Below are 10,582 nucleotides of genomic sequence, written 5' to 3' on the forward strand. Positions count from 1 at the left end.
GAGCCGATAATTCATTCCGTCCAACGTCGGCTATGACCCAGATCAATTGCAATGATCCGGTTCACCCTACATTGTTACCGGAAGTTTAAGGAAGTCGATGGCCTCGTCAGCGTTTCAATCCATCGAGCGCGGATGAGCGGTGAAGCTTTGGCGCGGCCTGGAATCTACAGGGTCAGATCGACAGTATGAAATTGGAGCGGGACGGCCATGACCTATCAGTCAGCCCATGAAGAAGTACATTTCGTCAACCGCAGCGGTTGGTTGCGGGCCGCGGTGCTCGGCGCCAACGATGGGATCGTCTCGATCTCGGCGCTCATCGTGGGCGTGGCGGTCGCCAATCCTTCCGCAGAGGCGGTGTTCATCGCAGGCGCCGCGGGATTGGCCGCCGGGGCGATGTCCATGGCGGCGGGGGAATATGTCTCGGTTAGCTCACAATCGGATATTGAAGGTGCTGACATCGCCCGTGAGGCGCAGGCTCTGCGCGAGACACCCGCGGAGGAGGAGGCGGAACTGGCTTCTATCTGGGAGAGCCGAGGTCTCTCGCCCGCGACGGCAGCGCTTGTCGCGCGCGAGTTGACCGAAGCTGACGCGCTTGGGGCCCATGTGCGAGATGAACTCGGCCTCTCTGAGGTGCATAGCGCCAATCCCTTACAGGCTGCCTTTGCCTCTGGGCTCACGTTCACTTTGGCCGGGGCTGTGCCGATGGTTGCTGCGCTCGTCTCACCCGCAGAAACTGTCGCCGTCGTGGTTACTGTGACAACGCTGCTCGCGCTTGCCGTTCTCGGGGCTCTCGGGGCTTGGGCCGGCGGAGCCAAGTTGTTGCGACCAACACTGCGTGTGGTCTTCTGGGGCGGTGCCGCGATGGCAGTGACCGCCGCTATCGGGAAACTATTTGGGGTCGCGGTTTAGGCAGGCAGGGGGGCTATCCCCCCTTCTTGGGGATCGGGGGAAAGGTATTTTAGAGTTCAAAAGGGCCCGGTTTAACGGCTCTGGCATTGTCGAAGATTTGGTTGATGAAACTGCAGCCTCTCTATCAGCGGCGGAGGTTTGGGGGATCGCCAGCCTGCGCAAGCCCATAGCTGAGGCCCTTGCCAATCCGGTGCGCGAGGGCTGACCAATTGCGGGCCTGATCTATTGTGAGGTTAGCAGCCAGCACTGTATCAAAGAGGTCCAGCCATATTGGAAACATCTCAGCGCGTATGTCTCCTGCCTCTTTGTGAACGAACATGGGGTTTCCATCGTAGCCCTGTTCGCGCAGGATCGCGTTACGCCAGAAAGACATGATCCTGCTTTCATGCTCTGACCAATCCGTGACGTGCCGCGCAAAAACTGGCCCAAGAACTGGATGGTGGCGAATGTCTGCGTAAAAGCGAGCGACCACCACGCCGATTTCTTCGGCGGTAATGTCAAACCTACGCGCATTCATACTGGCCTCCTTTCACCGGCCTCTGTGTTACGAGCGTTTCCTCTGCGCATGGCTTCTAACGTGGCCCGGCCATCATAAGAATTATGAACTCACATCAGTGAGTGCCAGATCCATTCATCGGATCTTGGCGGCCCGATGTGTAGCGGAATTTTCGCTGAGCTATGGTCGAAAGTTGGTGACGCTTGATCAGGCGGCGGTTTGAAGTTGACGGAGGCCGTCGCGGAACTCAACCCCCTGTATGATTTCTGGGAGGCGGTGGTGGCCGTCGAGTTTTCGCCATTTCTTCTGGGCCGACATCATCAGCTTGAAGGCTATGGCCGTTTGATCTGGTTCAGGTGAACGTCGAACTCCTGCGCCAGCTCGATCATGGTCTTCTCGCCCTTGATCGCGGCTACCGCTACTTTCGCCTTGAAAGCCGGGCTGTGGTTCCGGCGCGGTCGTCTTGCCTTGGTCTTCTCCTCGCTCGCAGCATCATGCTGCCGTTACGCGGAAAATCCACTTATCCCGGCTGTTCAGATTCCCGCCGCCGCCTCTTCCATGACCAGACTAGACGAAACAGACCGACGTATTCTGCGCGCATTGCAGAAAGATGGTCGGATGCAGAAGATCGAACTGGCAGCCCAGGTCGGGCTTTCGCCCTCGCCCTGTCTGCGGCGCGTCAAGGCGCTAGAAGAAGCTGGTGTCATTCAGCGCTACGTCGCGGTACTTGACCCGGCGGAAATCGGGATGGGTATGACGGTCTTCGCCCGTGTCTGGCTGACCGGGCAGGATGTCGAAACCGTCAACCACTTCACCAATGCCGTCAGCGCCCTGCCGCAAATTGTCGAGTGCCACCTGATGGCGGGCGATTGCGACTTTCTGCTGCGCGTTGTGGCCCGCGATCTCGATGACTATCGGCAGTTCCAGATCGATCATCTGACCCGGATCAAGGGTGTTCAGAATGTAAAATCCGACATCCCTATGCAAAAGATCTAGCTCACCTCTGAACTGCCGCTCTGACGCGGTCATAGACTCCTCGCTTTATAGTGTGCGGCAGGGCGGCAGTGTCGCATGGACAAGGTGGCAGTGGAAAACTACCATGATGGCATGCTTCGCTTGGTCTTGATCCTTGCTGCCTGGCTCTCTCTTGTGCTCTCACCCGTCGCGGCGACTGCGCATGAGCTCCGCATGTCCGACAACACCGATCACCACATGGCACTGTATGAGGAAGGTCATTTCGGCAGCACTGCGGTGCTCTGTGACGACCAAAGCGACTGCAATGTCGGTGTGTCCCTGTGCAAGGCGGTATGCGCCGGGCTCCCGGTCCCCTTCCCTGTTCTGGCCGATGCTTCGCAATACGCCCCGAGGACCGATGTATATGTCGCGGGGCCCGGCGCCGACTTCCGGGAAACCCTTCCCGATGAGGATAGTCGCCCTCCCATTTCCTCTCTCCTGTGAGTGACCGGCAGGGGATTCCTGCCGTTTTCCCTTTCTTGCAAAGCGGGATCACATCCCGAGGAGAGATCATGCCTTTCGTATCCAGACGCGGCTTCCTTGCCGCAGGTGCTGCCATGGCAGCCGCATTTCAATTCAACTCCCGCGCCTTTGCGCAAGGGGAGACCGCTCTCGGGCTTTCTGCGACCACGCGAAGCCTGGACATCAACGGGCGCGCGGCGACGGTCTTTGGCCTGACCGGGCCGCAGGGCTCAGGCCTTGTTCTGAACCCCGGCGAGCGCTTCAGGGTGGATCTGAGCAACGATCTGCCGGTGCCGACGATGATCCACTGGCACGGACAGATCCCTCCGAATGCACAGGACGGGGTGCCGGACGCGCCGATGGCAGCGCTCTCGCCCGGCGAGAAGCGGAGTTACGACTTTGCGCCGCAGCCAGGAACCCACTGGATGCACAGTCATATCCCGATCCAAGAAATGCAGTTGCTTGCAGCGCCGTTGATCGTGCGCCGCCCCGAAGATGTCCGTGCCGACAGGCAGGAGGTTGTGATCCTGCTGCATGATTTCTCGTTCAAGTCCCCCGAAGAGGTCATGGCGGAAATCACCGGCGGACATGGAGTCAGTCACGGAGGCGGTCACGCAGAGGGTCATGGCGGCGCTGCGCCGGCGCCAATGCAGGGGATGGACCACAGTTCCATGGGACATGGCACCATGGCGGACATGCAGCATGGTGGCATGTCCGGTATGGAGATGGATCTCAACGACTATGACTGGGATGCCTATCTGGCCAATGACCGCACGCTTGCCGATCCCGAAATCATCCAGGTCGAGCGCGGTGGCAGGGTAAGGTTGCGGATCATCAACGGCGCAGCCGCAACCGTCTTCTGGATTGACACAGGCACTGTCGCAGGGCGGCTGGTGGCGGTCGATGGCCATGAAATCCGGCCGCGCGCGGGAACCAGTTTTGGCGTGGCCATGGGCCAACGCCTTGATATCGAGCTGGATCTGCCCGGTGAAAACGCGGCCTGGCCGATCCTTGCGTTGAGGGAGGGTGCACGCGAGCGCACCGGCATTGTGCTCGCCGCCCCGGGGGCCAGCATCAGCCGGATCGCCGGAACGGGCGAGACGGAAGCCGCAGCCTTCGACGTGGATCTGGCGCAGGAAGGTCAACTGCTTGCCCGTGATGCCCTGCCGTCCCGGTCGGTCGATCGCAGCCATATGGTGATGCTGGGCGGAAGCATGCAGCCCTATCGCTGGACCATAGATGGCGCGGTGTGGGGCGATCACCGCCTGATTGGCGCCAGAAGCGGTGAACGCGTCGAGTTGATGTTCCACAATATGTCGATGATGGGTCACCCGATGCATCTGCACGGCCACAGCTTCCAGGTCGTAGAGGTCAACGGGCGGCGGATGGCGGGTGCACGACGCGACACGGTCTATGTTCCGCCGATGTCGATGGTGACCGTTGCCGTCGACGCCGGTGAGGCCGCGAACTGGATGCTGCATTGCCACCACATGCCGCATCTGGCGACAGGCATGATGACGGCATTCTCGATCCAGGCGTGAGGCGTCATCGTCTGATTGGCGGGGCTGCGCTGCTGGGCATTCTGGCCGGGGTCGGGGTCTTTTGGGATCCCGGCGCACGGCCAGACCCGGCTGTGTCGCGCGGGCGGCAGGTCTATGCTGCAAACTGCGCGCCCTGCCATGGCGCGCAGCTTGAAGGCCAGCCGGACTGGCAAAGCCCTGCCGCCAACGGCCGCCTGCCTGCTCCGCCACATGATGAGACCGGGCATAGCTGGCATCATTCCGATGCCTTGCTGCTCTCCATCATCGCGCTCGGCACCGCCGCTGTCGTCGGAGACGGCTACGAAAGCGACATGCCAGGCTTCGCGGGTGCCCTGACGCCCGAGGACATGGAAGCGGTGCTGGCATTCATCAAAAGCACATGGCCAGAGCGTGAGGCCAAGTATCAGCGCCGGGTATCAGGCGTTGAATAACTAGACGGTCGTCGGACGCAAACAGATCGCATCAGCCTCGGCGAGGGCCCGGCTGTGTCGGGCAAATCCGGCGCAATGAACCTTAAACGGAAACTGGATATGAAGTCACAAAAAATGCCGTGGGTCCTCTCAGGCCTCATACTTGCCGTAATCGGAGCCACATTCTGGGTAGGCCGCGAACCGGATGCCACCACCGCACCGACCGCAGCCACAGCGACAGGCGTCCGGGTGCCGGCCCAATTCTCGGAGGCTGCTGCACGGGGGGGCACCGCCTTCGACAGCACCTGTGCCGCCTGTCATGGCGTCAACGGGGCCGGGACGGATGCTGGTCCGCCCCTGATCCATCGCATCTATGAACCGCCTCATCACGGCGATTATGCGTTCCAACTCGCGGTGTCCAATGGTGTGCGTGCTCACCATTGGCGGTTCGGGAACATGCCGCCACAACCGGGGCTCTCTGAAGCCGAGGTTTCAGATATTATCGCCTATGTGCGCGAGGTGCAGAGAGAAAACGGGATCGAATGAAGTGTCGGGAGCTTTTCCACTGCCTTCAATCCGGCAAAACTATTTGACCGAAGCAAAGGTACGGACGTCTTCCGCGCCTTGAGAGAGACAGCGGACCGGTTCACCCCGGTCCGCGCTGGTTTTTCTGCGATCAAAACCGCTTTGAACGCAGCCGCAGCGAGTTACCGATCACGCTGACCGAAGAGAGCGCCATCGCCGCCGCCGCGACAATCGGCGACAGCAGAAGGCCGAACAGCGGATAGAGCACCCCCGCCGCCAGCGGCACGCCCGCAGCGTTGTAGATGAAGGCGAAGACAAGGTTTTGCCGGATATTGCGCATCACCGCCTGCGACAGACGGCGCGCCTTCACGATCCCCATCAGGTCCCCCTTGAGGAGGGTCACGCCCGAACTCTCGATGGCGACATCCGTGCCCTGTCCCATAGCAATGCCGACATCAGCTGCGGCGAGGGCGGGCGCGTCGTTCACACCATCCCCGGCCATTGCGACGACATGCCCTTCGGCCCGCAGGCGATTGACCACCGCACTCTTTTGATCGGGCAGGACATCGGCCTCCACCTCGTCGATCCCGAGCTGCCGGGCAACCGCTTCGGCCGTGGTCCGGTTGTCACCGGTCAGCATGACGATGCGGATCCCCTCCTCGTGCAGTGCGTTCAGCGCGGCTCGTGTGGTCTCCTTGACAGGATCGGCAATGGCAAAGATCCCGGCGGCACGGCTGTCGACGCCGATATAGATCGCTGTCGCTCCATCCTTGCGCAGCGCATCGGCTTCGGAGCTTAGCGGCGATGCATCCACCCCGTTCTCGGCCAGAAATGCGGCATTGCCGAGGAAGACGCGCTGCCCGTCCACTGTTCCCGAAGCGCCCTTGCCTGTGGGTGAGTCGAAATCCGCAACTTTAGGGATACTGACCCCGGCGGCCTCGGCGCGCGCGACGATGGCAAGGGCGAGTGGATGCTCGGACACGGCCTCGACACTTGCCGCCAGCCGCAGGATATCCGCCTCGGCGAAGCCCGGAGCGGCGACGATCCCGGTCACCGCCGGCTTGCCTTCGGTCAGGGTGCCGGTTTTGTCTACGACCAGCGTATCGACCTTCTCCATCCGCTCCAGCGCTTCCGCATCGCGGATCAGAACTCCCGCACCCGCTCCTTTACCAACGCCGACCATGATGGACATCGGCGTTGCAAGGCCGAGGGCGCAGGGGCAGGCGATGATGAGCACGGCCACCGCAGCGATCAGTGCATGGGCGAACCGCGGCTCGGGGCCAATGGCTGCCCAGGCGGCAAAGGCCAGCAGCGCGATGGCGATGACCACTGGCACGAAATAGCCCGAAACCTGATCGGCCATACGCTGGATCGGGGCGCGTGATCGCTGTGCATCCGCGACCATATGCACGATACGCGACAGCATGGTGTCCTGCCCGACCCGCTCAGCACGGATCACGAGCGCCCCGGTCTGGTTCATCGTGCCGCCAGTGACATGGTCGCCGACTGTCCGGGTCACGGGCATGGATTCGCCGGTGATCATCGATTCATCCAGCGAAGACCGGCCCTCTTCCACCGCACCATCGACCGGCACCGCCTCGCCGGGGCGGACGCGCAGCAGATCACCGATCACCACCTGATCGAGTCCCACGTCTTCCTCGCTGCCATCGGGCGCGATCCGCCGCGCCGTCTTGGGGGCCAGATCCATCAGCGCCCGGATAGCACCCGATGTCTGCTCGCGCGCCCTGAGTTCAAGAACCTGCCCCAGAAGGACCAGAACCGTGATGACGGCGGCCGCTTCGAAATAGACATCGACCGAACCATCCGCCGCCCGGAATGTCGCCGGGAAGACGCTGGGAAACAGGGCAGCGACCATGCTGTAGATCCAGGCCGCACCGGTGCCGATCGCGATCAGGGTGAACATGTTCAGGCTTCGATTGACGATCGAGGCCCAGCCCCGTGCGAAGAAGGGCCAGCCGCACCACAGAACCACCGGCGTTGCGAGCACCAACTGGATCCAGATCGAATAGGACTGGGGTACCAGATGATGCAGCCCGGGAACAAGATGGCTGCCCATCTCGAGGAAAAACACCGGCAGCGCCAACACAAGGCCGATCCAGAACCGCCGCGTCATGTCAACGAGCTCGGCGGAGGGGCCGGTCTCGCCGCTGGCAATCAACGGCTCCAGCGCCATCCCGCATTTTGGGCAGCTGCCGGGCCGGTCACGACGGATCTCAGGGTGCATCGGGCAGGTCCAGACCGTACCAGCGGGCTGCGGACCGTGGTTTTTGACTGCGTGCCCGACATGATGGTGGTGGTGACCTCCCGGCGGGTGGGCATGCGCATGGGGCTCATGGTGGTTCTGATCAGATGGGGGCATGGGCAAATTCCGGGCGAAAGTGAAAGAGAAGGACGAAGACGCCACCATGTAACAAAACAAAGGGCGACCACCCTGCTGTTACAGAACGGCACCCTTGTACGGCGTTATTCTCCCCCGCATCTGCGGAAAAGTGTGATCGCAAAAGAGATGCCCGGCAACTGCGTCGCCCGGCATCTCGATTTCAAGGGTGTCGCGTCAGGCCGAGGCCACTGCGGTATAGCCGGCCGCCGAGAGCGCCGCCACGAAAGCACTGGCCGGTTGAGACGATGCAAAGTCGATGTTCCGCTTTTGCAGATCAACTTTCACCTGCGCTTGCGGATCCACTGATTCAACGGCCTTGGTGACGCCACGTGCACAGCCGCCGCAGGTCATGTTCCGGATGTGGAGCTGCATGAGAACCTCCTTTGTGCCACTCATGCCAAGCGATATGGGGCTTTCCACCGTTGGAAGGTCAAGAGGGCCCATGCGAAAAAATATGAGAAAATAGGTTGACCTTGACACCGTTGGAACCGCCACAAATGCGAGGCGCACGATTCGCGGCATGAAGGAGATACCACATGAACGTTCAGATGAAGGCGGAGACATCAACCGCCCAGACGGTGGTATTGCCGATTGAAGGGATGACCTGCGCATCTTGCGTGGGGCGGGTAGAGCGGGCGCTTCAGGCGGTCCCGGGCGTATCACAGGCACATGTGAACCTTGCCACAGAGAAGGCAGAAGTCCGTTTTTCCAATCCTGTGACATATGATCTTCTGGTCAGGACCGTTGAGAATATCGGTTATGGCGTGCCATTGGCCAACACCGAACTGTCGATTGAGGGCATGACCTGTGCTTCATGCGTTGGTCGGGTTGAGCGTGCGCTCGCGGGTGTCAAAGGTGTCCGTTTTGCGCATGTCAACCTCGCAACCGAGCGGGCGACGGTCGAAGGGACAGCATCCCCGGAAGACCTTGTGAAAGCGGTGGAAAATGCGGGCTATGATGCAGCCCTGATCGGGGACACCGGAGCCGCCGAAGCCGAAGCAAGCGCACGCAAGGACGCAGAGCGGGCAGGCCTGAAGCACGACCTTTTGGTCGCGGGCATTCTGACACTGCCGGTTTTCCTGCTGGAAATGGGCTCACACCTCATCCCAGCTGTCCACCATCTGGTCATGCAGACTGTCGGAACACAGACAAGCTGGTACTTTCAGTTCGCGCTCACGACTCTGGTGTTGTTCTTTCCTGGCCTTCGATTCTACCAGAAAGGGTTTCCGGCTCTGTTCCGCCTCGCGCCCGATATGAATTCGATGGTCGCAGTCGGTACGATGGCGGCCTACGCCTATTCGGTCGTCGCAACTTTCCTTCCGTCCCTGCTGCCCGCCGGAACGGTGAATGTCTATTACGAAGCTGCATCTGTCATCGTCACCCTGATCCTTCTCGGCCGGTATCTTGAGGCGAAAGCAAAGGGCAAGACGTCAGAAGCCATCAAGCGGCTTGTGCAACTGCAGGCCCGTACTGCCCGTGTCCGGCGCAGCGGGCAGACTGTCGAGATCGCAACCTCCGATGTCGCGCACGACGATATTGTGGAACTGCGCCCTGGCGAACGGATACCGGTCGACGGGGAGGTCATTGAGGGCGAAAGCTACGTTGATGAATCCATGATGACCGGCGAGCCAATCCCGGTACGCAAGACGACCGGAAGCACTGTTGTCGGCGGGACGGTAAATCAGAAGGGAGCGCTTGCGCTGCGTGCCACCGCAGTGGGCGGCGCGACAGTGCTTTCGCAGATCATCCGGATGGTCGAATCTGCGCAAGGCTCTAAGCTGCCGATTCAGGCAATGGTCGATCGAGTGACGATGTGGTTTGTTCCTGTGGTCATGGCGGCTGCGGCCCTGACCTTTCTTGTGTGGCTGGTGCTTGGTCCGGAACCAGCCCTGACCTTTGCCCTTGTGAATGGGGTCGCGGTCCTGATCATTGCTTGCCCATGTGCAATGGGTCTAGCCACCCCGACTTCTATCATGGTGGGGACGGGCCGCGGCGCTGAAATGGGGGTACTTTTCCGCAAGGGCGAAGCCTTGCAACTGCTCCGCGATGCCAAAGTGGTCGCCGTGGACAAGACCGGAACCCTGACCGAGGGGCATCCGGCCCTGACGGATATCGCGGTGGCCAAAGGTTTTGATCGTGACGATGTTCTCGCGAGAATGGCAGCAGTCGAAGCGAAGTCCGAGCATCCCGTCGCGCGCGCGATCGTCGATGCCGCCCGGAAGGAGGGGCTTGCCATCCCTGGCGTATCCGACTTTGCATCCGATACAGGTTATGGTGTCCGCGCCACCGTCAACGGGGACCGGATCGAAGTCGGCGCTGACCGCTATATGATCAAGCTCGGGCTGGATGTAGATGAGTTTTCCGACACAGCCGCGCGGCTTGGGAATGAGGGCAAAACGCCGCTCTATGTGGCGATTGACGGGCGGCTCGCTGCTATCGTGGCCGTCGCAGACCCGATAAAGCCCTCAACCCCGGCGGCCATTGCGGCGCTCCATGAACTTGGCATCAAGGTGGCAATGATTACCGGTGACAATCGGCGGACTGCCGAGGCGATCGCGGCAAAGCTCGGGATTGACGAAGTGGTTGCCGAAGTCCTGCCGGAAGGCAAAGTTGAAACGGTGCGTCGTCTGAAGGCCGAATATGGCAGCCTCGCTTATGTGGGGGACGGGATAAACGATGCACCGGCGCTGGCAGAGGCAGATGTGGGCCTTGCCATCGGTACCGGTACCGATATCGCGATTGAAACCGCGCACGTGGTCCTTATGTCTGCCTGCATTCCCCAAGTGGCGTGTCGTTTGAGGTGAAGATCGCCTGTATCCGAGCG

Annotated in this window: 10 protein-coding genes and 2 pseudogenes; 7 read left to right on the plus strand and 5 right to left on the minus strand. The window is 61.2% G+C overall.

Translation table 11 applies throughout. The features are described from left to right. Positions 1 to 207: 207 nt before the first annotated feature. Complete coding sequence (locus RT513_RS15780; RefSeq protein WP_020952702.1) at positions 208 to 909, plus strand: VIT1/CCC1 transporter family protein; 702 nt, start codon at positions 208 to 210, stop codon at positions 907 to 909. A gap of 124 nt (positions 910 to 1,033) precedes the next feature. Here the strand turns inward: RT513_RS15780 and RT513_RS15785 are convergent, their stop codons facing one another. The 3 genes and pseudogenes from RT513_RS15785 to RT513_RS15795 form a co-directional block, all read right to left on the minus strand. Further along, positions 1,034 to 1,426: a group III truncated hemoglobin gene (locus RT513_RS15785; protein ID WP_035714797.1), complete on the minus strand. Its 393-nt coding sequence runs from the start codon at positions 1,424 to 1,426 to the stop codon at positions 1,034 to 1,036. A 186-nt stretch (positions 1,427 to 1,612) separates the two neighbouring features. Then, positions 1,613 to 1,744: pseudogene (locus RT513_RS15790) on the minus strand (IS256 family transposase); the annotation flags it as partial. A gap of 5 nt (positions 1,745 to 1,749) precedes the next feature. Next, positions 1,750 to 1,872 (minus strand): annotated as a pseudogene (locus RT513_RS15795) (IS3 family transposase); the annotation flags it as partial. A 91-nt stretch (positions 1,873 to 1,963) separates the two neighbouring features. On the opposite strand from RT513_RS15795, the gene RT513_RS15800 reads away from it, so the two are divergent. The 5 genes from RT513_RS15800 to RT513_RS15820 all read left to right on the plus strand — a co-directional run bounded on the left by RT513_RS15800 (position 1,964) and on the right by RT513_RS15820 (position 5,378). Beyond that, the gene (locus RT513_RS15800) at positions 1,964 to 2,401 is read left to right on the plus strand and encodes an Lrp/AsnC family transcriptional regulator (protein WP_035714825.1); all 438 of its coding nucleotides are present in this window, start codon (positions 1,964 to 1,966) and stop codon (positions 2,399 to 2,401) included. Positions 2,402 to 2,512: 111 nt separating this feature from the next. Then, a complete protein-coding gene (locus tag RT513_RS15805) occupies positions 2,513 to 2,863 on the plus strand; it encodes a hypothetical protein (protein ID WP_313534145.1) in 351 nt (116 codons plus the stop codon). Positions 2,864 to 2,931: 68 nt separating this feature from the next. After that, positions 2,932 to 4,422, plus strand: coding sequence for a multicopper oxidase family protein (locus tag RT513_RS15810; RefSeq protein WP_035714802.1), 1,491 nt, complete (start codon positions 2,932 to 2,934; stop codon positions 4,420 to 4,422). After that, a complete protein-coding gene (locus RT513_RS15815; RefSeq protein WP_035714805.1) occupies positions 4,419 to 4,853 on the plus strand; it encodes a c-type cytochrome in 435 nt (144 codons plus the stop codon). The genes RT513_RS15810 and RT513_RS15815 overlap by 4 nt, the downstream gene beginning before the upstream one ends. 99 nt (positions 4,854 to 4,952) lie before the next feature. Next, positions 4,953 to 5,378: a cytochrome c gene (locus RT513_RS15820; protein ID WP_313534146.1), complete on the plus strand. Its 426-nt coding sequence runs from the start codon at positions 4,953 to 4,955 to the stop codon at positions 5,376 to 5,378. Between the two features lie 130 nt (positions 5,379 to 5,508). Here RT513_RS15820 and RT513_RS15825 read toward each other — a convergent pair whose 3' ends face one another. Further along, complete coding sequence (locus RT513_RS15825) at positions 5,509 to 7,737, minus strand: copper-transporting P-type ATPase (protein WP_409518421.1); 2,229 nt, start codon at positions 7,735 to 7,737, stop codon at positions 5,509 to 5,511. A 195-nt stretch (positions 7,738 to 7,932) separates the two neighbouring features. Further along, entirely contained in the window at positions 7,933 to 8,130 is a 198-nt protein-coding gene (locus RT513_RS15830; RefSeq protein WP_035714813.1) for a heavy-metal-associated domain-containing protein, read from the minus strand. Positions 8,131 to 8,294: 164 nt separating this feature from the next. On the opposite strand from RT513_RS15830, the gene RT513_RS15835 reads away from it, so the two are divergent. Beyond that, a complete protein-coding gene (locus RT513_RS15835) occupies positions 8,295 to 10,562 on the plus strand; it encodes a heavy metal translocating P-type ATPase (protein ID WP_313534147.1) in 2,268 nt (755 codons plus the stop codon). Positions 10,563 to 10,582 lie beyond the last annotated feature (20 nt).

The organism is Haematobacter sp. (assembly GCF_032102465.1).
Lineage (GTDB): Bacteria > Pseudomonadota > Alphaproteobacteria > Rhodobacterales > Rhodobacteraceae > Haematobacter.

What these genes read in the sequence shown, in the direction of transcription:
- RT513_RS15780 (WP_020952702.1), top strand. Translation starts at nt 208, where the DNA reads ATGACCTATCAGTCAGCCCATGAAGAAGTACATTTCGTCAACCGCAGC.
- RT513_RS15785 (WP_035714797.1), bottom strand. Translation starts at nt 1,426, where the DNA reads ATGAATGCGCGTAGGTTTGACATTACCGCCGAAGAAATCGGCGTGGTG.
- RT513_RS15800 (WP_035714825.1), top strand. Translation starts at nt 1,964, where the DNA reads ATGACCAGACTAGACGAAACAGACCGACGTATTCTGCGCGCATTGCAG.
- RT513_RS15805 (WP_313534145.1), top strand. Translation starts at nt 2,513, where the DNA reads ATGCTTCGCTTGGTCTTGATCCTTGCTGCCTGGCTCTCTCTTGTGCTC.
- RT513_RS15810 (WP_035714802.1), top strand. Translation starts at nt 2,932, where the DNA reads ATGCCTTTCGTATCCAGACGCGGCTTCCTTGCCGCAGGTGCTGCCATG.
- RT513_RS15820 (WP_313534146.1), top strand. Translation starts at nt 4,953, where the DNA reads ATGAAGTCACAAAAAATGCCGTGGGTCCTCTCAGGCCTCATACTTGCC.
- RT513_RS15825 (WP_409518421.1), bottom strand. Translation starts at nt 7,737, where the DNA reads ATGCCCCCATCTGATCAGAACCACCATGAGCCCCATGCGCATGCCCAC.
- RT513_RS15830 (WP_035714813.1), bottom strand. Translation starts at nt 8,130, where the DNA reads ATGCAGCTCCACATCCGGAACATGACCTGCGGCGGCTGTGCACGTGGC.
- RT513_RS15835 (WP_313534147.1), top strand. Translation starts at nt 8,295, where the DNA reads ATGAACGTTCAGATGAAGGCGGAGACATCAACCGCCCAGACGGTGGTA.